Here is a 22,004-nt window from a genome sequence, read left to right on the forward strand (position 1 = left end):
GGCGTCCGCGCCGCACCTCGTCCCGCGTCTGTTCTCTCTCGGAGGTAGTGATGACTGCAACACCCCGTTGGCCCGGGTCCCCGACGCGCCGCACCGTCCTGCGCACCGGGTCCGCGGCGGCGCTCGCGGTGGCGGGCGGCGCCGCTGCCGGGTGCGCCGCCGGCGCGGCCGACGGGGTCGCGGCCGACGGCACGGTCACCATCCAGGTGTGGCACGGGCAGACGGACTCCGCCCTCAAGGTGATCAAGAACCTCGTCGCCGAGTTCCACCGCACCCACTCCGACATCCGCGTCGACCTGGGCGGCGGCGTCCTCGCGGACACCATGTTGCAGAAGGTCACCGCGGCACTCGCCTCCGGCGCCTACCCCGACGTGGCGTTCATCTTCGGCTCGGACCTGGCCAGCGTCGCCCGCAGCCCCCAGGCGGTCGACCTGACCTCGTACGTACGCGACCGGACCACCCCCTGGGCCGCCTACTGGCCCTCGGCCCGGCAGGCGGTCACGATCAACGGCAAGGTCCGGGCGCTGCCCGCGGTGGTCGACTGCCTGGCCATGGTCTGCAACAAGACACTCTTCGCCGAGGCCGGGATCGACCTGCCCGAACCCGGCTGGAGCTGGGACGACTTCACCGACGTGGCCCGCCGCCTGACCGACGCGGGCAAGGGCAGGTTCGGCACCGGCTGGCCCGGGACCGGCGACGAGGACACGGTGTGGCGGCTGTGGCCCATGATCTGGGGCCTAGGCGGTGAGGTGATCGCCGAGGACGGCAAGCACATCGGCTTCGCGGAGGAGGGCGTCCGCGCACTGGAGGTCGTCCAGGGCCTGGTGCGCGACAAGAGCGTCTACATCGACCCCAAGCCGGGCAGCGAGCAGATGTACAAGGTGTTCCTGGCCGGGCGGATGGCCATGGTGCCGACCGGACCCTGGCAACTGCCGGACATCACCCAGGCGAAGGTCGACTACCACGTGGTGCCGCTGCCCACCTTCGACGGCAAGCCGGTGACGATCTCCGGCCCCGACACGTGGACGGTGTTCGACAACGGCGAGGCACGCGCCCGGGCCGCCCGCACCTTCGTCAGCTGGCTCACCGACCCCGCCCAGGACAGCCGCTGGGACGTGGAGGCGGGCAGCCTGCCGCTGAGCCGGGGGAGCGAGGACAGCCCCGCCTGGCGCGAGCACACCGACAGGACACCGGGCCTGGCGGTGTGGACCGACGCACTGCCCTCGGCCCGCGTCCGGCCCGTGCACCCCGCCTACCCCAGCATCTCCCAGGCGCTGGGGGAGGCCACCGTCTCCGTACTGCTCGGCCGCTCCAGCCCGCAAGCGGCCATCCGCGCCTGCGCCGACGACGCCAACGCCACCCTGCTCATCCCGCGTTGAGGACCTGACATGCCCCGACTTCCCACACCCGTGACCGTGTCACCCGTCCGGTCCGACCCCCGCGCCCTGCGCCGGCGCCACCGCCGCGAAGCCGCCACGGCCTGGGCGTTCGTCTCCCCGTCCGTCCTGGTCATCATCGGCCTCAGCGTCGTCCCGGTCCTGTGGTCGCTGCTCCTCTCCTTCCGCGCCGACGACCTCGTCACCCCCAGCCGCTGGGTCGGCCTGGACAACTACCACGCGCTCGTGCAGGACCCGCACTTCCACGAGGCCGTCCGCAACACCCTGGTCTACACGCTCCTGTACGTACCGCTGAGCATCGCCGCCGGACTGGCGCTCGCCCTCGCCCTCAACCGGCGCATCCGCTTCGTCGGCCTCTACCGCACCCTCTTCTTCGTCCCGTTCGTCGTCTCGGCGACAGCCCAGGGCGTGCTCTTCTCCTTCGTCCTCGACCCCGAGTTCGGCGCCGCCAACTCCGTACTGCACCGCCTCGGCATCTCCTCACAAGGGTTCCTCACCGACCCGTCACAGGCGCTGTACCTGCTGATCGTCATCAGCCTGTGGAGCGGCACGGGACTGTGCACCGTCATCTACCTCGCCGCACTCCAGGACGTCCCCAAGGAACTCATCGAGGCGGCCCGCCTGGACGGAGCGGAGCACCGGCACGTGCTGCGCCACGTCACGCTGCCGACCGTCGCCCCCGTCACCGTGTTCCTGCTGCTGTGGCAGACCATCCAAGCCCTGCAGGTCTTCGACCTGGTCTACGTCACCACCAAGGGCGGCCCGCTCGGCTCCACCACCGTCATCGTCTACTTCATCTGGGAGCAGGCGTTCAAGAACTTCACCGCGGGATACGGAGCCGCCGCCGCGTACGTCCTCGCCCTGGCGCTGCTCGTGCCGGCCGTCGTCCTGCGCCTCGTCCGCAGCGGCCGCGAGCGCCACACCCGCAAGGAAGCAGCCACCTCATGACCACGACGACCCACCTGCCCGGGACCACGGGCCGGCGGCCCCTCGCCCGGCCCGTGGAAGCCGACCGCCCACGCCGCCGACTGCCCTTCAGCGCCTGGCATCTGCTGCTCGCGCCCCTCGCCGTGCTGTTCGCGCTGCCCCTGGTGTGGCTGCTCCTCAGCTCCTTCATGAGCGACGCCCAGTTCAACCGGTTCCCGACCGAGCTGCTGCCCGACGGGATCGACCTCAGCGGCTACCGCTACGTCCTCGGCAACGGCATGTTCCCGCGCTGGCTGCTCAACTCGGTGATCGTCTCCACCGTCGCGGTCGCCTCGAACCTCGTCTTCGGCGTCCTGGGCGGCTACGCCTTCGCCCGGATGCGGTTCGCCGGATCGCGCCTGCTGCTGATGCTGATGCTGGCGACCATGGCCGTGCCGTTCCAGCTGACGATGATCCCGACCTTCCTCGTCATGAAGAAGCTCGGACTCATCGACACCCTCGGCGCGCTCATCGTGCCCTCGCTCGTGACCCCGTTCGCGGTGTTCCTGCTGCGGCAGTTCTTCCTCTCCCTGCCGCGGGAGCTGGAGGAGGCCGCCTGGATCGACGGCTGCGCACGACTGCGCGTCCTCTGGTCGATCGTGCTGCCACTGGCCCGCCCCGCCCTCGCCACCGTCGCCGTACTCACCTTCCTGACCACGTGGAACGACTTGTCCTGGCCGCTCATCGCGATCAACCACGACACCCAGTACACGCTCCAGCTCGGCCTCACCACCTTCCAGGGGACGCACCACACCCGCTGGTCCGCGGTGATGGCGGGCAACGTGATCACCGTCCTGCCGGTGCTGCTCGCGTTCCTCTTCGCGCAGAAGACGTTCATCCGTTCCCTGACCGCGACCGGCCTCAAGGGCTGAACGGCGCCCGCCCCTGCCCCGTATCCGCACTCTTTCCGTACGAACGCAAGGACATGCGATGCCGCCCCGATACGACCTGCTGACGCAACTGCTCGACTTCGGCCGGCACGAACAACTCGTCGACACCAGCGCCCTGCACCTGGCCCCCACGCCAACCACGTCCCTCGACATCCGGCACCTGGCGGGACCGGGCGCGCGTACACCGGAGGAAGCGGCCGAACTCCTCGCCGCCACCCTGGACGGCCAACCCCTCCACCAAGCCCTGCGCTACGCCGTCACCTGCGGCTCCCTCTCCACCCCGGCAGACGAAGTCCTCACCCACATCACCCGCACCGGAGCACCCACCTCATGAACCACCCCAAGATCGCCTTCGTCGGAGCCGGCAGCGTCGTCTTCACCCAGGGCCTGCTCGCCGACCTGTTCGCCCTGCCCGAGCTGACCGGCGCACACATCGCCCTGCACGACATCGACCCCGAGCGCCTGACCACGGCGCGGGTCGCGGCCGAGTACATAGCGAAGGAGCGCGGCGCGGCGAACGCCACGATCACCGCGCACGCCGACCGCCGTGAGGCCCTGACCGGCGCCGACTTCGTCATCAACATCGTGCAGATCGGCATGGGCGAGGCCACCCGCACCGACTTCGAGGTCCCCGCCCGCTACGGGCTGCGCCAGACGATCGGCGACACCCTCGGGATCGGCGGCATCTTCCGCGCCCTGCGCACGTTCCCGTTCCTCAAGGAACTCGGCGCGGACATCGCCGAGGTCTGCCCCGACGCCTGGCTGCTCAACTACACCAACCCCATGGCGATGAACGTCCAGTACCTCACCGAGGCCACGGGTCTCACCCGGGTCGTGGGCCTGTGCCACTCGGTGTACTGGACGATGCAGGACCTCGCCCAGCTGGTGAAGGTCCCGTACGAGGAGATCACCTACAGCGCCGCCGGGGTCAACCACCAGGCATGGGTGCTGCGCTTCGAGCACGAGGGCCGCGACCTCTACGCGAAGCTCGACGAACTCATCGCCTCCGACGAGCAGTTGCGCCGCCGCGTGCGCGTGGACATGTACCGGCGCCTCGGCTACTACCCGACCGAGACCAGCGAGCACTCCAGCGAGTACGTGCCCTGGTACCTGCACCACGACAGCGAGGTCGAGCGCCTGCGGCTGCCGATCGGCGCCTACCTCGGCATCGTCGACGACAACGTCGCGGAGTACGAGCGCACGCGCGAGGCCCTGGCCGCCGGGAAGGCGCTCGAGGTGGAGGGCACGATGGAGTACGCCCCGCAGATCATCCACAGCATCGTCACCGGCACCCCGCGCACGGTCTACGGCAACGTGCCCAACCACGGCCTGATCGACAACCTGCCCGCGCACGGCGTCGTCGAGGTGCCCTGCCTGGTGGACGCCTCCGGTGTGCAGCCCACCCGGGTCGGCTCGCTCCCGCCCCAGCTGGCCGCGCTCAACCGCACCTACCTCAGCGCCAACGATCTCGTCGTCCGCGCCGCGATCGAGGACGAACCGCGCCACATCCGGCAGGCCGCCATGACCGATCCGGCCACCGCCGCCACCCTGCCCGTCGAGCGGATCTGGCAGCTGTGCGACGACCTGGTCCGCGCCCACGGCGAGCGGCTCCAGCCGAGTCTGCGCACACTGCTGGGCGACTGACCGAACCGGATCGAGACGGCCGAACTCCGGCGCCGAGGACGGCGGTTGTGCCTCAATTGGTTCATGCCTCAGTCGCCGGGGGAACGCCCTCTCATCGCCGTCACAGGGAGCGTGGACGCCACGCGGGGGTTGACGCCGCCCCTGCGGAACGTCGCGCAAGGGCCGCGGGGCTGCCACGAGCTGGGGCGCGCGCTGGCGCGGGCACAGTGCGATCTGGCCGTGTTCTCCAGCAAGGAGACGTACATCGAGGCTGAGGTGGTCCGCGGGTACGCGGAGGCCTGCGGAGAAGGCATCCCGGGCCGCGTGGTCGCCTTCCCCCCGCGGCACCGCAGTGTCGACTTCGCGCTCACGGAGGGCAGTTCGGTCAGCGTCGACGTGGTGCGCGACACCAGCGGTGAATGGGAGGTCGCCTACTACCGCACGCTCATGTCGTGCGACGGCGTCCTGATGGTGGGCGGCGGCCAGTCCACCCGCGTGGCCGGCATCGTCGCACTGGCACGGCAGATCCCGGTGCTGCCCGTCGCCGCCTTCGGCGGTGGCGCGGGCCAGGTGTGGGTCAACCTGGACAAGGTGCGCAACGACACCGACGACGCCGACATCGCGCTGCTGGGCCAGGACTGGTCGGCGGACTCGGCCGAACGGCTCGTGGCGTGCCTGCTGCGCCAGCGGACCCGGCGGCTGCGGCGAGAACGCGCCGCCACCCGCGGAAAGTGGCGGTCCGCCTGGTCGGGAGCGGCGGGCTGGAGCGTGGCGGTGGCCTGCATGGCCGCCGCGGTCGCCGGGCTCGTGACGGCGGGGCCCGCCCGGGCCGCGACCTCCAAAGATCTGACCCTGCTGGTCTGTGCCCCGCTGTTGGCCTCGGTGGCGGGCGCGGTCATCCGCAATTCGTTTGAGACCGAGTCGCGGTGGCTGCGTGCCTGTATACGAGGCCTAGGTGCTGGTCTCGTTACGGTTCTCCTCTACGTGGCGTCCCAACTGCTCAGCACCCCTACGCTGTTGGAGCGGCTGGACGTACGGCGACTGTTGTTCATCACCGTCCCGTTGGGCTTCACCGCGGGTTTCACCTTCGACCTGGTCTTCGAGCGGCTGCGCAGCGGTGCGGTGGGAGGGCCCCCTCCCGGATCGGACGTGCTGTCGAGCTCCGCTCCGTCCGGGGGACAGGCCGGACCCCGGGAGTGACGAGGCCGTCGCGGAAAGCTTCCAGGCGCGTTGTGGGGGGTACGAAGCAGGCAGGATCGTCGGCGCGACGGGGCTCTTTCCGTCGTACCCGGCGGAAAAGGGGGGAACCATGGGCGTGACACCGGTCTCGGCAGCTCTGCTCGTGCAGGTGGCCTTGGACGCCGCCGGTACCGGGGCGAGCGCGTGGGAGAAGCTCAAGACGATTCTCGAACCGACGCGCGGCGGCACAGCGGGCACCGGGCTGGACGCGGGAGTGCTGGAGGAGCTGGCGCAGGAGCCTTTCAACGTGTCCACCGCCCAGGCGATCTCCGTACGGATCGCCGAGCGGGCAGCCGGCAGCAGTGCCCTGCACGACGAACTCACCTCCTGGGCGCAGACGGTGTGGCAGGCCCGCAGCGCCGTCACGCTCCACGACGAGCCGGACGGCACCGCCATCGGCGCGGCCATCGCGCTGCACCACGACGTCGAACCCCGGTTCGCCGTCTTCGGCATGGGGGACGTCGCGGCCGGCGGCGGTCTGGCCGGGGCCCCGTCAGGCCCCTGACCGCTGCCCCAGCAGCTCCACGGCGGACAGGGCCTGCCGTGCGTCGTCGACGTGCCCGAACAGCTCGAGGCGGTGGCTCACGCTCAGCAGATCGGCGATGAGCGCCCGCGTCTCGTCCCGCAGCGCGTTCTCCACGTGCGCCCGCTCGGCCAGGTCCCCGCTGCCCTGATCCGTGGAAGCCTGCGGGTCCGGATAGGCCTGCTCGGCCGCGAGCTGGCTGTACAGCTCGGCGCACCTCAGCAGCGCCGCATGCGCCCCCAGCACGTTGTCCTCGCTCAGACACGCCTGAGCCAACGAGCGCAGCGCCCTGGCCTGGCCGTGCTGCACCCCCAGGGCCTCCAGATGCGCACTGGCGTTGCGCAGTGCGGGAATCGACTCGGCAGGACGGCCGGTCTGCAGGAGCAGGACCCCGATGGTGCGCAGCGCCTGGGCCGCCAGCTCCTCGTTGTTGTTGCGCTGATGCAGCTCGCGCGCACTGGTGAACCAGTGCAGAGCCTTGTTGTGCAGGTCGAGGATGCGGAACGTCTCGGCGAGCGCCTGGCTCGCGTCGGCCTCGGCCGCCGGGTTCGCCAGCTTGTGGAAGAGCCGCACCGCCTGCTCCAGATGCGGGACGGCCGCGGCCGGCTGCCGCGCCCGGAGGTAGAGCGAGGCGAGATCCTGGTGCAGGAGCGCCTGGACGGGCAGGTTCCCCACCACGGCGTACGCCTTCAGCGACGTCTCCAGACATCCCACGGCACGATCGAGGTGGCCCGTGGTCTTGAGGGCGTCCGCCAGACTGCGGAACAAGGGGCCCTGCTCCTCGGGCGGCAGAGGGTGCCGCTCGGCGAGTTCCTCCGCGGTGCGGAGCGTGGCGAACGCCCGGTCGGTGCTGCCGGCCTGGAGCAGGGCGGTGCTCAGGTTGCACTGCAACAGGACCATGGCGGCGGGGCTCCCGTTGAGGTTCTGGGCCACCGCGTCGGAGAGCAGCTCGACAGCCTCGTGCGGCTGCTGGGCGTTGATGAGGACCGCACCGAGGTTGGTGACCATCTGCAGTTCCTGGGCGCCCGTGTGCGACCTGGAGATATGGGCGATGAAGGCCAGGGTCTCCCGGGCCCGGGGCAGGTCACCGCGGGCGGCGAAGGCGATGGCGATGTTGCCGAGCGCACCGGCCCGCAGGGCGGCCTGGCCGTGCCGGTCCGCCCAGCGCTCCGCCTTCTCCATCAACTCCATCAGCACCGCGTGCTGGTGGTCCTGGAACAGGAAGCGGGCCGCGTTCATCGCCATCGCGGCGCCCGCTTCCGGGGCGTCGTTCGTGAAGCACCAGCGGGCCATGGCGACCACGTTGTTCAACTCGGTGCGCATCCACTCCAGAGCGGTCCTGCCCCGCCCGGCCCCCTCCTGCTCCGCCCCCACCACGCGCTCGGCGCTGGTCGCCCGCTCCTGGTAGTAGGCCATGATCCGGGCTCGGGTCCGTCCGATCTCCCTGCCCGACAGGTGGCTCGACATCACCGCCTGGCCGTAGACCCGCAGCAGGGCGGGGACCTGCCAGCGGTCGGGGTCGTCCGTCGGCGCGATGAGATGCCGCTGCGCCAGCTCCTCCAGCAGAGCGGCCGTCCGCGCGCCCCGTTGCAGGGCCACCTCCGCGGTCGTGGTGGCGAACTCCGGGCCCGGCAACAGCGTCAGGAAGCACAGGGCCTTCTGCTGTGCGGGCAGGGCGCCGTGGAAGGTGACGTCCAGCGCATGGCGTACCGGCAGCTCCCCGTGATGCTCCAGGCCGAGGGCGGACTCGAACTCCAGCACTACCAGAAGCTGCTTCATGGTGCGCCGCGGATCGGCGGCCAGCCAGGTCGCCGCGGTGGCCAGGGCCAGCGGAAAACCGCCGCAGAGCTTCACGACGCCTGTAGTGGCCGCGCTGTCCTGCTCGACCCGGGCGTCCTCCGGGTTGCGCTGCCACAGGAAGGCTTCGAGCAGCGCCGTCGCGTCGGCCTGGGACAGCGAGCCGAGATCGACGACGTCCAGGCCCTCGTCCGCGTGCGCCCGCCGGGTGGTCGCCACCGACGCACACCCGGGCGGCAGCACCGCCCGGACGGCCGCGATCTGCGCACGGCTGGCGTCGTCGAGGAGCAGGAGCACGCGCCGCTCCGGACCGCCCAGAAGCGCCAGCTGGGCGGAGCACCACGCCTGCGCGTAGGCCTCGCCCACCTCGTCCGTCAGCCCCAGCCTGCGCGCCAGAGCCGTCCATACGGAGTCCTCGCCCTTGAGCGGCACCACGAGCAGACCGCCGGGGAACCAGCCGAGGGCCCGCGCGTCCCGGGCGGCCCGCGCCGCCAGCACCGACTTGCCGACCCCCGCCGCTCCGGTGATGGCCACGACGCTCGTCTCGGACGAAGGGCGCAACGCGTGCCGCACCCGCTGCCGTTCGCTGTGCCGGCCGACCACGACCGGCACGGGCTCGGTGGGTCCCTGGACCGAGACCGGATAGGCGCGCGGCCGCAGCCCGGGGTGGGGCCAGCCCTGGCCACGGCCGATGTGCACGGTCTCGGCGTGACGCAACAGGGACGTCGCCGCCCCCCGCATGCGGCTCAGCAGCTGGGAGTTCTCCTGGACCGTGCCCAGCACGGCGACGGGCTGCCGGCCGGGGTCGTCCAGCAGCTCAAGCAGCCCCTCGGCCAGCGCCTCGCCCTCCGAGGCGACCAGACTCTCGTCCAGGTCGTCCAGCCACACCACGGTGTGCGATCCGATGTCGTCGTCGGCCAGCGCCTTCAGTACGCACCCGTTGCGGTCGATGAGCGCCGGGGCCCAGGCCCACCATTCGGCGAGCTCCTGCCGCATCGCTTCCCACAGCGTGCGCGTCCGGCCGCTGTGCGGCTTGCCGCGGACCAGCAGGATCCGGCTCTGGTACTGCGTGTTCGCGATCTTGCGGCGCAGTTCGGTATCGACGCGACGTGGCTGATAGGCGGCCAGCCCGCCGCCGACGGGCGCCGCGGGCGACGGGGTGCCCGCCCTGGTGGGAATGCCGAAGTACCGCGCGTCGTCGTCGGTGAGTTCGTTGATCCGTCGTCCCAGCAGGCGGCTGTTGACCCGATGGCCCACGGGCGGCCGGATGATGCCCTCCGCCCCGCCGGGCGCGCCCACACGGTAGACCTGCCCGCGGGCGGTGCGTACGTACATCGGGACGGTCGTGACGGGACAGGCGGTGAAGCTGCCCCGCGGGACGCGTACCTCCTGGGCCTCGCCCCAGGCATCCAGGTCGGAGGCCACGTGCACGATGCGGGGCTGGGTGTCCGGGACCAGGATGCCGTCGGCGGGCCAGCAGGAGTCGCCGAAGGCCAGGGTCGATCCGTCATGGCGTACCGGCAGCACCACGTCGGCGACATCGTCCGGGACCGAGGGGTCCAGGACGCCGTGGATGAACTGGCGACTGCCGGGGCCGCCGAGGAGTTCGGCCAGGTCGAGCCCCGTGGAGGTCTGCCGTACGTGCTCCGGGAAACGGGACCAGGCCTGGGCGAACCACTGGCGCAGGCCGCTGCGCCGCTGCGGTTCCTCCACGGCGGTGCGCAGAAAGGACTGCAGGAGTTCGTCGACGTCACTGTGGGGGGCGTCGGCGGCGCCCGCCTCGTGGAGCAGGGCCGCCCACGTGACACGTTCTTCCAGGGCTAGGACGGGGGAGCGGCCTTCATGGGCCTCGTCGATGATCTGGCCCGCCAGCCGGATCGGGTCCTCGGGCCGGCTCGCGCGCAACTCCCGCACCAGCGCCTTGCGTGCTTCGAGCAGCACCGGCTTGCGCAGCACCATGTACTGGCTGCCCCGGTGCGCGGACCACGGGCCGAACCACAGTCCGGCCTCCGCGCCGACGTTCACGGTGGGGCGCACCCGCACGCGGACAGCCCGGATGAGTTCGGGTTCGACGCGTACCGCGGTCGCCAGGGCGACGGCCAGCTGCCGGGCGTCGTCCGGCAGGTCGCCGAGCGAGACGGGGGCCGGGGACGGCACGTCCCAGGCGGCCGGAAGCTGCCGGCCCTTCATGCCAGCCTCGCGTACGCGGTCGAGGCCGTCGTCGACCGGTCCCAGCTGAGCACCGGCAGCAACGGGCGCAACCAGGACGGCTGTTGATGCGCGGGCAGCGGGGCCAGCCCCACCGGCAGACTTCCCGCCCTGTGCCACAGACCGGCCGCACGCTGCCACACCACGCGGATCCCCGCCTGCCCGACGCGCGGCAGGGCATGCTGCCCGAAGTCGCTGATGATCAGAACCCGGGTCCCCACGGGGGGAGGCGTGTACCGCTTCCAACTCCATCCGCCCGCCGGGCCGCTGCGCAACGGGTCCTGCGCGAAGTAGCGGATGTCGCAGGCGTGGGCGCCGGCGATCGCCGTGATCCGATGGAGGAGCTCCTGCTGGTCACGGGCGAACAGCCGGGTGCCTTCGCTGATGTCGACGAGCACTTGTACGCCGAAGCGCAGGGTTCTCACCGGCATCCGGGGCAGTGCGGTCATATAGCGCCCGTGCGCCATGGCGGTCAGGATCTTCTGTACGTCGATGGGGCCCTCGTCGACCACCCGCGACAGCAGCAGACGCAGAATGGCGGACTCGGAACGCGGCGGGAACAACGGCAGGTAGGCCCTGGGCCGGGCGCCGCCGGGCGCCGGCTCGTCCGCCACGGGCGGCTGCGTCCACTGCCGCTGGACGGCCAGCTCGGTGCCGAGAGGGAACAGCAGGGGCATCTGCGACGGTGCTTCGCGCGGTGCGACCGGCTGGGGTCCGGCGCCCGGCGGCGCGGACGGCCGGGGTGCGACGGGGGGCGAGGGCGCGGCCGGCGAGCACCCGGCCGGTCTGGGCGGGGTACGCGTCACCTCGGCTGCCCTGGGGCGCATCCCGAGCATGGCGGCCGCCTGCCCGAACGTCGCTTCCTCGGAGACGTCGACGGCGGCCAGCACGCGGGCCATGTCGGCGATCCAGGCCTGAGACCGCGCAGTCCGCTCCACACGGCCCGCCGCGACCCCACTGACGTGCAGTTTCCTGGGCATGCTCAACCCCTCACCTGCTGGGGTTTCACCAGGGTCAGCCCCCGCAGCTTCTCCCAACGACCGTCCCCCACCGCGATGTTCAGGGTGCGGCAGGCCCACAGGGCGTCCAGATACTCCGCGGTGCTCGGTGGCCGGATGCCGTCCCGCGCGGCCTCGCGCCGCACGGAGAGCAATTCGTCGGCCAGCGCCTCGGCCAGCGTCACATCCTCGGCGATGACCTTGTTCAGACGGGCCTTGAGGTGCGCCTTGGCGATATCCACCAGTTCGACGCAGCTCTCCGGCTCCGGGGCGCTGGCGATGACGCACCGCCGTAAGAACGCCTGGGGCAGCTCGCGCTCCTCGTTCGTCGTGATGATCACCAGATGGCGCGAGAAGGGCCCTCCGGCCCCGGGCCGGGCAGCCGGCTCCACCGCGACGCGGCGCCCGGTCTCGGTCACCGTGAAACCGTTCGAAGCCAGGGGAACCAGCAGCCCGTTGGGAACATCGGGGTCCGCCTTGTCGATCTCGTCGATCAGCACCACCGCGTGGTCGACGCGCCGGTTGCGGTTCCAGCGCTCCTTGTGCGGGCCGGACGCCGCGTCGTCACCGCTGCCGTGCTCGCGGCGGGCGTGCCGGGTCTTCTCCGCCACCACGGCCGCCGACTTCGGGGCGAAGGCCCACCACAGCGGGCCCGGCTCGATGTACGCGTCCTCGTCGAACGCCTTGCCGCCGCCCCCGCCGCCCCCGTCGAAGCGCGCGGCCTGCGCGTCCGCGAGGCGCCGCACCCCGTCGAAGGTCCACAGCAGGTCCGTCGCCCGGGTCTGTGACGTCACGACGTACTCGTAGTAACGCCATCGCCGCCGCCGTGCGATGTACGGAGCCAGAGAGGATTTGCCCGAACCCGGATTGCCTCTCAGCAGCAGTGGACGGCCGGTGGCCGTGGCGACCTCCACGGCGAGCCGCAGATCCTGCGGCATGACGTAGACCAGGCCGTCACGACGGTCCGGCATGTCCTTCAGCCCAGCAGCGTGAGGGCCCTGCTCGCCAACTCCCCGCTTGCCCCTGACCATGATCAGGTGTCCCTTCGGTAGTCCAGATGGAGCGACGCCGCCCGGTGAGTGAGGTCAGCCGCACTGCTTGAGGAGGCCGTCCATGGCCCTGTGCAGCCGATAGGCCCGGGACTGCTCCGCGTCACTGGGCCGGGGATGCACCACCACGGCATCAGCCAGACCGCACACCTCCAGCTCCTTCGGTTCGGGAACATCGACGGGGGCCAGCACCACCACGTTCAGGACCTTGAGCCCTTCGAACTCCCGCAGGAGCGACCGCACCACCTCCGCGATCGTCTCCAGTGAGTAGTCCTCGAGGCTCACCACCAAGTACGGGAGAACTCCGGGTATTTCCTCGACGTCCGCCAGACTTTTCCACGGCGGCACTCGGAAAAGATCGAGCAATTGTTCCAGACATGCATCATGCAACCGTTCCGTGGGCGACTCGCCCGCCCACGGCAAATCACTTTCCTCGGACAGGGCGCTTATCCGCCAGCTCTCCGGCTTCATACACAGAGCACGCTGCACATGGTGCTCTGCCATCCATGCCAGATGTGCCGGAAAGACGATCACCTTGCCTTCGGCCGAGGCATCGCTGCCCCGCGAAGGCAGGAAGCACTCGGCGGCCTCCTGATCGGCCCAGCCGGGCAGGAGTTCGTGAATCAGCCCGGCCAGGGACGCGTCCAGAACGGATTGCAGCTCACCGATCGCCTGCGCCAGTACCTCGCCCTCTCTGGCGGCCGACAAGAGGCGAAAGGCCAGCAGCAGATCCGATCCGATTCTGGCCGTGATCTGCCGCAGATCACTGTCGTGCAGCCCCAGGCGCTTGGCTGCGGTCAGTACCCGCGCGGCATTGCGACGGCTCGCCTTGTCCAGATAGACGGCGATCCGCTCCGCCCACTCGGAGACCTGCTCGTCGTGCACCACCTCGCCGACGTGCGCAAACTCCTCGAGCATCCAGTCGACGAACTGAGCGACCGAACTCCCGCCGTTCGGCGGCGGGTTGTACGGATCGTGCCGGTCCTGAATACGGGCTTGCAGCCGAAAAAGGGGCGCGAACCCGACGCTGCGCGCCTGTGCCGGATCCAATCCGCCCATCAGACCCGGCAGTACATGCGGCAGATTCTTCATCACATGGCGCGAGACCAGTACTTCGGTCTCGCGCCGGACCCACTCCGGATCCTGCAGCGTCTGCGGCCCCAGCAGCACGACCGCCGCGTCGCACGCGAATAGCTCCGTGTAGAGCTCCTCGGCCCAGACATCCCCTACGCGCAGGCTCTCGACATCAAAGAAGACGCGGTATCCGCGCCGCTTCAGCTCAGGTATCAGCAATTGCAGCGCGTCCTGGACGCACTCGTCCCTACCGGAGCCATGGCTGATGAATACACGTAATGCCATGGTGCCCCCGCCCCCATGTCCTCGATGCCGGACAGCGCGCCGTCCGGACTCCCTTGAACAGCGAGTGTGACGCACAGTCACGCCGAGCGCAGCCGAATGTACGACATTCACCTTGATGAGCGCTTATTCAATTCGGCGAGGTCGGCCCAACCGCTCGGTCTCACCGCACCGGGAAGCCGAAGGAGTAGCCCTCTTCCTTGAGTTGCGGGAGCAGCTGGTTCAGGGCTTCGACGGTCTGGGTGCGCTCGCCGCCCGCGTCGTGGAAGAGCAGGGTCGGTCCGTTGGGCAGCTCACGCCGGACGGTGGCGACGATGGTGTCGGTGCCCGGCCGCTCGAAGTCCTTGGTGTCCACGTTCCAGCCCAGCGGACGCATCCCCCGGGAAGCGGCGAGCTTGCGGCTGTAGGGAGTGAACGCCCCACCGGGCGCCCGGTAGTACATCGGCCGCACGCCCCCCGACGCCTTGGTGATCATGCGCTCGGCGTCGAGTATCTGCCGCGACTGGTAGGTCTGGGACTCCTTGTCCATGGCGGTGTTGTGCGCCACCGTGTGGTCGCACAGGCGGTGCCCGGCGGCGACCACCTTTCTGACGAGATCCGGGTGGGCCTGCGCCTGGGTCCCCACCATGCAGAAGGTGGCCTTCACCCCGTACTTGCGGAGCACGTCGAGCACTTGAGGCGTCCAGACGGGGTCGGGGCCGTCGTCGATGGTGATGTTGATGCCGCGCTCTCCCTGATCCGAGGCGTGCGCGATGGTCACCGCGACGGCTTTGACGTCACTGGCCGGGGCGGTCGCCTTTGGTGTCGAGCCGTTCGTGGCACCGGCCTGCGCGGTCCACACCGAGGCGCCGGTGGCGAGCAGCGTCACCCCGAGCGCCGCCCCGATCATCTTGCTGTTCCAGCCCCGCCCACCGCCGTGCCGTGTCATGCCCGCCCCTTTCACACTGTCCCTCGCCACACCCTGGCCACCCTGCGACCACCAGGCAGGACGAGACGGACGGGCCGGAGGATGCGTCCGTTACCGATCACGGACAATCCCGGGAAGGTTTGCGGACAACCCGCCATGGACGCCGGGCGCCGACGAGGATTCGGCGCCGCAGCAAGGGCGCGTCGGCCCGGCAGGGGCGCGTGTCCCGAGTGCCGAACCCGGCCGCTCCGTTCATCCTGTGGAGGACGGGCCGGCCGTGTGCCGCTCGTCGATCCGACCCGCGGCGCGGACCGTTGCCGCGGAATGACCTGGTGGAGCGGCCCGATGACGGTGGACACGGAGCACGGTGAGCCGGCGCGGGAGGCGGTGCGGGCGCTGCGCCGGATCGCGTTCCTGCTGGAGCGCGCAGGCGCCCCGACCTACCGGGTGCGCGCCTTCCGGACGGCCGCCGACGTGATCACCGCGCTGTCCGATCCCGAGATCACCGAGCGAGTGACGGGCGGCTCCCTCGAAGCGCTCAAGGGGATCGGACCCAAGACCGCCGGGGTGATCCGGGAGGCCTGGGCGGGCGACGTACCCGCCTATCTGGAACGCCTCGAAGCAGAGGCACGTACGACGCCGCTCGTGGCCGGCGGGGCGGGCGCCGGACTGCGTGCGCTGCTCCGCGGCGACTGCCATCTGCACTCCGACTGGTCGGACGGCGGCAGCCCGATCGAGGAGATGGGCCGGGCCGCCCAGGAGGTCGGGCACGAATGGGCCGTGCTGACGGACCACTCCCCGCGCCTGACGGTGGCCCGCGGGCTGTCCCCCGAGCGGCTACGGGAACAACTGGCGGTGGTGGCCGATCTGAACGCCCGCTGGGCACCGTTCCGGCTGCTCACCGGCATCGAGTGCGACATCCTCGACGACGGCTCCCTGGACCAGGAACCCGACCTGCTCGACCAGCTCGACGTCGTGGTCGTCTCCGTGCACTCCAAACTGCGCATGGACGCCGACGCGATGACCCGGCGGATGGTTGCCGCGGTCGGCAACCCGCGGGCCGATGTCCTCGGTCACTGCACCGGCCGCCTGGTCACCGGGCGCGGCAGGCCCGAGTCGCAGTTCGACGCCGACGCGGTGTTCGAGGCGTGCGCGGCAGCGGGCACCGCGGTGGAGATCAACAGCCGCCCGGAGCGCCTCGATCCGCCGCGCCGGCTGCTGCGCCGTGCCGTGGCGGCGGGCACCCTGTTCTCGGTGGACACCGACGCGCACGCGCCGGGCCAGCTGGACTGGCAGGTGATCGGCTGCGCGCGGGCGGAGGAGTGCGGGGTGCCCGCCGAGCGCGTGGTCACGACCTGGCCCCTGGACAAGGTGCTGGAGTGGACCCGGGCGAAGCGGGAGGGGGAGACGGGAGCTTGACGACGGGGCCTAGGCCTTGCGGGCGAGGAGCTGAACCTCCTGGAACTGCCGCTTGTCCGTGGGGCCCGGCTCGATCACGGTGCGGGCCGCCTCGACCAGCCCGTGCTCGCGCAGGAGCGCGGCGAGCCGGTCGGGGGACCAGCGATAGGCCGTGACGACGGCGTGGTCGTAGCTCTGGGTGTCGTGGTCGGGGCCGTCGGAGGCGGGGAAGTCGATCAACAGGTGCCCGCCGGGGGCCAGGACCCGGGCCATCTCCGCGAGCACGGCGGGCAGGTCCTGCGGCGGCGTGTGGATGACGGACCAGCGGGAGAGCACCCCGCCCAGCGCGCCGTCCTCGATGTCGAGCGCGCCCATCGAGCCCACCTCGAACCGCAGTCCGGGGTGGGCCTCACGAGCCAGCTCGACCATCACCGGCGAGGCGTCGACACCGAAGGCGTTCAGGCCGAGCCCGTGCAGATGAGCGGTGACGTATCCCGGTCCACAGCCCAGATCGGCGACCTCCCCGCCCCCGTTCGTACGCACCAGCTCCGCGAAGGCGCTCAGCAGGGCGCGCTCCAGGGGGCGGTCGCGCAGGGAGTCGTGGAACATCTGCGCGTAGGTGGGTGCGATGGCGTCGTAGGACTCACGGGTGGCATTCAGGGTCTGAAGTTCGGTCACCCGGAGACCGTAGCGGGCCCGGAACGCGTGCGCCGCAGATACGTTCGAGGCGCGGGGTGAGAGCCGCTCAGGTGGGCACGGCGCCGCCCAGGGCCTGGGCGATGCCCGCGTCGAGGTCGGTCCGGTAACCGATGTGGAAGGCACGGTCGTAGGCCGGGTCGCCGAGCGCCTCGCGGGTGCGGCCCACGCAGTCCTCGTGGGCGGCGACCCAGGTGGGGATGCCGACCTGGGGCCGGCCGAGGGCGTCCCACAGCTGGTGCGCCAGGCCGAGCAGACGGGCCGCCCGCTCGGCCTCGCCGTCGGCGATGGCGCACTGGGCGATCGCCTCCAGGCACATGCCGGAACCGAAGCTGTCGTGCATCCGGTGCTTGACCGTCAGCGACGCCCGGGCGGAGAGCTCGGCGTCCTGGATGCGGCCCAGGGCGAGTTCGGCCTGGGCACGGATGGAGTCGCCCCAGGCGCGCATCCAGCTCTCGCCGAAGGTGTCGCAGGTCTGCCGCATCTCGTCCAGGCCGACCAGAGCCTCCTCGGCCATCCCCATGGCGATGCGGGCATGGCTGCCGACGGAGAGAGAGCCCAGGCCGGGCACGCTGAGCATGGCCTCCGGCGAGCGGCTGTGCCGGGCGTGCAGTTCATCGGTCAGCTTCAGCACGGTGACGGCGTCGCCGCGCAGCGCCGCCGTCACGACGGTCACCGACTTGGCGAGGCTGTCCTCGGCCTCACCGAACCGTGCCGCCAGGGCGGTGCACTCGGCGGAACACTCCTCCAGCGCGGGCAGATCTCCCAGCTCGGTCAGGACCAGACCGTACGCGTAGAGCGCTTTCAGCCGTAGCGGGCTGGGTCCCGGAAACGCCGCCAGGGCGCGCTCGAGATAGTGCCTCCCCTCGCGGGCGAGTCCGCACGCGTACCAGAGGAACCACAGGTCTCCGGCCATTCCGAGGCCGATCCGGGTGTCGGCGGAACCCAGACAGGAGTCGAGGGCGAGCCGGAGGTTGTCGAGTTCGGCGTGCATCCGCTCGTACCAGGCGTACTGGTCGGGCCCCATCCACGCCGCGTCGCCGTCCCGGGCGAGGCGCAGGTACCAGGTGCGGTGGCGGCGGCGGAACTCCCGGCCCTCGCCCAGACTCCGGAGCCAGCCTTCGCCGTACTCGCGGATGGTGTCCAGCATCCGGTAGCGCTCACCGGCCGCCGTCGGCTCCCACGTGATGATCGACTTCTCCGCGAGCCCGGCCAGCAGCTGAGGGATCTCCTTCGGGTCCAGGCGGTCGTCGCCGCAGACCTGCACGGCGCCTTCCATGTCGAAGCTGCCCACGAACACGGACAGGCGTGCCCACAGCAACCGCTCGGCCGGGGTGCACAGTTGGTGGCTCCAGCCGATGGCGGTGCGCAGCGCCTGGTGCCAGATGGGTTCCACGTCCCCGGTGGCGGCGGCGGCGGTGTCGGGGTGGAGGCCGGTGTTCGCCTCGGCGGTGGTGTCGCCGTCGCCGAGCACCGAGAACCGGTCGGACACCCGGTCCGCCAGCCGGTCGGCCAGTTCCGCGGGTGACAGCTCCCGCAACCGGGCGGCGGCCAGCTCGATCGCCAGTGGCAGGCCCTCCAGCTGCCGGCACAACCGCTCCAGATCGGCCCGGCCGGACGCGGTGACCGTGAAACCGGGCACCGCGTCGGCCGCCCGCTCGGCCAGCAGCACCATCGCGTCGGTCTCCGGCCCCTCGGCAGGTCCTCTCTCCGGCCCCGTCCCGGGTCCGGGAACGGGCAGCGGCTCCACCGTCAGCAGTTCCTCCGCCGCCACTCCCAGCGGACGCCGGCTCGTGGCCAGGATCCGCAGCCCCGGCGAGGCTCCGATCAACCGCTCCACCACCGGGCGCAGTTCCCGTGTGAGGTGCTCGCACGTGTCGAGGACCAGCAGGAGGTTGCGCTGGGCGAGATAGTGCGCCAGCGCGTCGATCACCGGCACGGCCGTCTGGTGCGCCATCGGCAGAGCCTCGGCGATGGCGTGCGGCAGCAGCTCCCCGTCCCGCAGGCCGGACAGCGCGACCCACCACGCTCCGTCCTTGAGCTCCGGCTGCAACTGGGCGGCGACGCTCTGCGCCACCCGCGTCTTGCCGACGCCGCCGACCCCCACGAGCGTCACCATCCGGTGCGGCTGGAGTGCCTGCGCGACCTGCGCCAACTCGGTCCGGCGGCCCACCAGTTGCCCGGTTGCCCGGGGCAGCTCGCCCGCGCGCCGCTCTCGCTGCTTGTCCGCCGCCATCGTCCCACTCCCGTGCCGAGTTCCCTGTCACGGTCAGTGCTATCAACTGGGCGGGTGGCAAGGAGGAGTTATGGCTCGATCCGTAGCATCTTCCACCCGCCCGTCCAGGGTCGGTTGCTGGGCGGGTTCGGGTCTGGCCGGGCGGGAGAGGTCCCGGCCGCGTCGTCGGACACGGGCACATTGAGCCGAGCCCGCGCCACGGCCGCACGGTTCAGGGGGCGGGAGGTGAAGAGGGTACGTAGGCATGCCCGCCGTTCCGTCGCCCGACGCCCGCCCCGCCGCTCTGGATCCGCTGATCCGCCGTCACCGCACCGCCCTGCGGTACGTCGCGCTGCTCGCGGGACCGCCGGCGCTCGGCTTCGTCGGCGAACACCACGGCCTGCGCGGCGCGATGATCCCGGTCCTGCTGCTCATGCTCCTCGCGGCTGTGCTCTCACCGGCCACCGCTGCCGGGCCCCGGCGCAGCGCCGCCGTCACGGGAGGCCGGCCCTCCGTCCAGCGGCTCCGGCAGCGGCAGCGTCAGGGTGAAGACCGTTGAGCCGGGCCGGGCATCGAGGGTGAGCGTGCCGCCGTGGGCGCGGGCCAGGGCTCGGGCGACCGACAGGCCGAGGCCGCTGCCGCCCCGGTCGCGGGTGCGGGCCTTGTCGACGCGGTAGAAGCGGTCGAAGACCTTCTCCCGGTCGGCGGGCGGGATCCCCGGCCCGGCGTCCTCGATCCGCACCACGGCCGTGCCCCCCTCCCGCGCGACCGCCACCCACACCGGCGTACCGGCCGGGGTGTGCACGGCCGCGTTGGTGAGCAGATTGTCCAGGACCTGCCGGATGCGGTGCGGGTCCACGCACAGCCCGAGCGGGGCCGGCCGCGACGAGGCCGTGACCGTGAGCGGCCGGTCGGGACGGCCGGCCCGGAAGGCGGCGGCCGCGTCCTCGACCAGCTCCACCAGATCCGCTGCCTGCAGTCTCAGCGGCGCGTCCACCTCGGCCGCGTCCAGACGGGCGAGCAGCAGCAGGTCGTCCAGGAGCACCCCCATCCGGGCCGCCTCGGCGCGCAGCCGCGTCAGATGCTTGTCCCGTTCCTCGGGGGCGTTGGCGGCGGCGTACTGGAAGAGGTCCGCGTACCCCCGTACGGACATCAGCGGCGTACGCAGTTCGTGCGAGGCGTCGGCGACGAAGCGCCGCAGGCGCTGCTCGGCCTCCGCGCGGACCGCGAGGGAGTCGTCGATGTGCTCCAGCATCGTGTTGAAGGCCGTGCGCAGTTCCTCGACCTCCGGGCCGCCGCCCCGCTCGTCGGCGCGGATCGGCAGCCGGGCCGCCGACTCGGTCAGATCGTGCGAGGCGATGCCGTGGGCGGTGTGCGCCATGTCGCTGAGGGGGTTCAGGCCCCGGCGCAGCATCCGCCGGCCGAACTCCACGAGCGCCGCGAGCGCAAGCGCGAAGGCGACGACCTGGACCCCGATCAGCCGCCGCAGCGTGTCGTCGATGTCGTGCGTGGGCGCCGCGCTGACCAGGACCACACCGGGCTTCACCGCGCAGGCGCGCAACCGGTACTCGCCGGTGCCCGTGAGGTGCGCGGTGCGCAGCACCTCGGTGTCGTCGGAGATCTGCTTCCTCGCCAGGGAGGTGAGCGGAGCGATGTCCCGGGGCAGGTCGCCGGCGTCCTCGGGCGAGCGCAGCTCGGCGTCACCGCCCGACACGTCGTACACGGCGTAGTACCAGCGGTAGTACTTCTTGCCCTGGAGCGTGCCGTTCTCGGCGATGCTCTTGGACTGGGCGACCTGGGCGAGCCCGAGCTGGTCGTCGAGCTGGTGCGTCAGATAGTCCCGCATGTACGTGGTCAGGGCCGTGCCGACGACGGCGAACACCACCAGTGCCAGCGCCCCGAGCCCCAGCGCGAGCCGGGTGCCGAGCCGCAGCCGCCGGTACGCCAGACGCAGCCCGCCGATGACCCGCCTCACTCGCCGGCCTGCCGTATGACATAGCCGAAGCCGCGCACCGTCTGGATGAGCGGCGCGGCCGCGTCCTCGCGGGCGTCGGGGTCGAGCTTGCGGCGCAGCCGGCTGATGACCAGCTCCACGACGTTCGAGCGCCCCCCGAAGCCGTACTCCCACACATGGTCGAGGATCTGCGCCTTCGTCATCACGGTCGGCGACTTGCGCATCAGGAAGCGCAGCACCTCGTACTCGGTGGGCGTGAGGGTGAGCGGCCTCGCGCCGTGGCGCACCTCGTGCGTGTCCTCGTCCATCGACAGGTCGCCCACCCGCAGGACCGACCGCTGGAAGTTCGGCCCGGCGCTGCGCCGCAGCACTGTGCGCAGGCGCGCCATCAACTCCTCCACCGCGAACGGTTTGACCAGGTAGTCGTCGCCGCCCCGGGTCAGCCCCGCCACCCGGTCGGCGACGCCGTCCCGCGCGGTGAGGAAGACCACGGGCACCATCGTGCCGGCGGCGCGCAGCCGGTCCAGGACGCCGAAACCGTCGACACCCGGCAGCATCAGGTCGAGCACCACGATGTCCGGGCGGAACTCGCCGGCCAGCCTGAGCGCCTCCTCGCCGGAGTTCGCGGTGACGGCGTCCCAGCCTTCGTAGCGGGCGACGGTCGCGACGAGATCGGCAATCGGAGGGTCGTCGTCGACGACCAGGAGGCGCACTTTTTCCACCCGCCCATAGTAGGACTCCGTTAGGTCTGTCTCGGTCGTGGTGTGGTGTGTGACCTGCTGGGCAGG

The 22,004-nt window shown here is 71.4% G+C and carries 17 protein-coding genes; 8 read left to right on the top strand and 9 right to left on the bottom strand.

Annotated elements, in window-relative coordinates:
• Positions 1-50 precede the first annotated feature (50 nt).
• The 7 genes from ABD366_RS19285 to ABD366_RS19315 all read left to right on the top strand — a co-directional run bounded on the left by ABD366_RS19285 (position 51) and on the right by ABD366_RS19315 (position 6,620).
• On the top strand, positions 51-1,379 hold the full coding sequence (locus ABD366_RS19285) for an ABC transporter substrate-binding protein (RefSeq protein ID WP_344442151.1): 1,329 nt from the start codon (positions 51-53) through the stop codon (positions 1,377-1,379).
• 9 nt (positions 1,380-1,388) lie between these two features.
• Complete coding sequence (locus ABD366_RS19290; RefSeq protein WP_324769460.1) at positions 1,389-2,345, top strand: carbohydrate ABC transporter permease; 957 nt, start codon at positions 1,389-1,391, stop codon at positions 2,343-2,345.
• A complete protein-coding gene (locus ABD366_RS19295) occupies positions 2,342-3,235 on the top strand; it encodes a carbohydrate ABC transporter permease (RefSeq protein WP_324769459.1) in 894 nt (297 codons plus the stop codon). The genes ABD366_RS19290 and ABD366_RS19295 overlap by 4 nt, the downstream gene beginning before the upstream one ends.
• Before the next feature lie 58 nt (positions 3,236-3,293).
• Entirely contained in the window at positions 3,294-3,587 is a 294-nt protein-coding gene (locus ABD366_RS19300) for a hypothetical protein (protein ID WP_324769458.1), read from the top strand.
• Complete coding sequence (melA, locus tag ABD366_RS19305; RefSeq protein ID WP_324769457.1) at positions 3,584-4,897, top strand: alpha-glucosidase/alpha-galactosidase; 1,314 nt, start codon at positions 3,584-3,586, stop codon at positions 4,895-4,897. The genes ABD366_RS19300 and melA overlap by 4 nt, the downstream gene beginning before the upstream one ends.
• A gap of 111 nt (positions 4,898-5,008) precedes the next feature.
• Positions 5,009-6,076, top strand: coding sequence for a hypothetical protein (locus tag ABD366_RS19310; RefSeq protein WP_324769455.1), 1,068 nt, complete (start codon positions 5,009-5,011; stop codon positions 6,074-6,076).
• A 109-nt stretch (positions 6,077-6,185) separates the two neighbouring features.
• A complete protein-coding gene (locus ABD366_RS19315) occupies positions 6,186-6,620 on the top strand; it encodes a hypothetical protein (protein WP_324769454.1) in 435 nt (144 codons plus the stop codon).
• Here ABD366_RS19315 and ABD366_RS19320 read toward each other — a convergent pair.
• The 5 genes from ABD366_RS19320 to ABD366_RS19340 form a co-directional block, all read right to left on the bottom strand.
• Positions 6,609-10,625, bottom strand: a complete 4,017-nt coding sequence (locus tag ABD366_RS19320) for an NB-ARC domain-containing protein (protein ID WP_324769451.1) — start codon at positions 10,623-10,625, stop codon at positions 6,609-6,611. The genes ABD366_RS19315 and ABD366_RS19320 overlap by 12 nt on opposite strands.
• Complete coding sequence (locus ABD366_RS19325) at positions 10,622-11,623, bottom strand: hypothetical protein (protein ID WP_344442154.1); 1,002 nt, start codon at positions 11,621-11,623, stop codon at positions 10,622-10,624. The genes ABD366_RS19320 and ABD366_RS19325 overlap by 4 nt, the downstream gene beginning before the upstream one ends.
• A 2-nt stretch (positions 11,624-11,625) precedes the next feature.
• Positions 11,626-12,612: a MoxR family ATPase gene (locus ABD366_RS19330; RefSeq protein ID WP_324769600.1), complete on the bottom strand. Its 987-nt coding sequence runs from the start codon at positions 12,610-12,612 to the stop codon at positions 11,626-11,628.
• A 114-nt stretch (positions 12,613-12,726) separates the two neighbouring features.
• Positions 12,727-14,049 (bottom strand): toll/interleukin-1 receptor domain-containing protein, encoded by a 1,323-nt coding sequence (locus ABD366_RS19335; protein WP_324769602.1) that lies wholly within the window; start codon positions 14,047-14,049, stop codon positions 12,727-12,729.
• A 160-nt stretch (positions 14,050-14,209) separates the two neighbouring features.
• On the bottom strand, positions 14,210-14,974 hold the full coding sequence (locus ABD366_RS19340) for a polysaccharide deacetylase family protein (protein ID WP_324769604.1): 765 nt from the start codon (positions 14,972-14,974) through the stop codon (positions 14,210-14,212).
• A 324-nt stretch (positions 14,975-15,298) separates the two neighbouring features.
• On the opposite strand from ABD366_RS19340, the gene ABD366_RS19345 reads away from it, so the two are divergent.
• Positions 15,299-16,372, top strand: coding sequence for a PHP domain-containing protein (locus tag ABD366_RS19345; protein ID WP_324769605.1), 1,074 nt, complete (start codon positions 15,299-15,301; stop codon positions 16,370-16,372).
• A 9-nt stretch (positions 16,373-16,381) separates the two neighbouring features.
• Here the strand turns inward: ABD366_RS19345 and ABD366_RS19350 are convergent, their stop codons facing one another.
• From ABD366_RS19350 to ABD366_RS19365, 4 genes are all read right to left on the bottom strand, one after another.
• Positions 16,382-17,029: a class I SAM-dependent DNA methyltransferase gene (locus ABD366_RS19350; RefSeq protein WP_324769607.1), complete on the bottom strand. Its 648-nt coding sequence runs from the start codon at positions 17,027-17,029 to the stop codon at positions 16,382-16,384.
• Positions 17,030-17,096: 67 nt separating this feature from the next.
• Positions 17,097-19,283, bottom strand: a complete 2,187-nt coding sequence (locus ABD366_RS19355) for an ATP-binding protein (protein ID WP_324769608.1) — start codon at positions 19,281-19,283, stop codon at positions 17,097-17,099.
• Between the two features lie 433 nt (positions 19,284-19,716).
• On the bottom strand, positions 19,717-21,237 hold the full coding sequence (locus ABD366_RS19360; RefSeq protein WP_324769609.1) for a sensor histidine kinase: 1,521 nt from the start codon (positions 21,235-21,237) through the stop codon (positions 19,717-19,719).
• On the bottom strand, positions 21,234-21,938 hold the full coding sequence (locus ABD366_RS19365; protein ID WP_324769610.1) for a response regulator transcription factor: 705 nt from the start codon (positions 21,936-21,938) through the stop codon (positions 21,234-21,236). Before ABD366_RS19365 ends, ABD366_RS19360 begins: the two co-directional genes overlap by 4 nt.
• Positions 21,939-22,004 lie beyond the last annotated feature (66 nt).

Source organism: Streptomyces kunmingensis (genome assembly GCF_039533535.1).
GTDB lineage: Bacteria > Actinomycetota > Actinomycetes > Streptomycetales > Streptomycetaceae > Streptomyces > Streptomyces kunmingensis.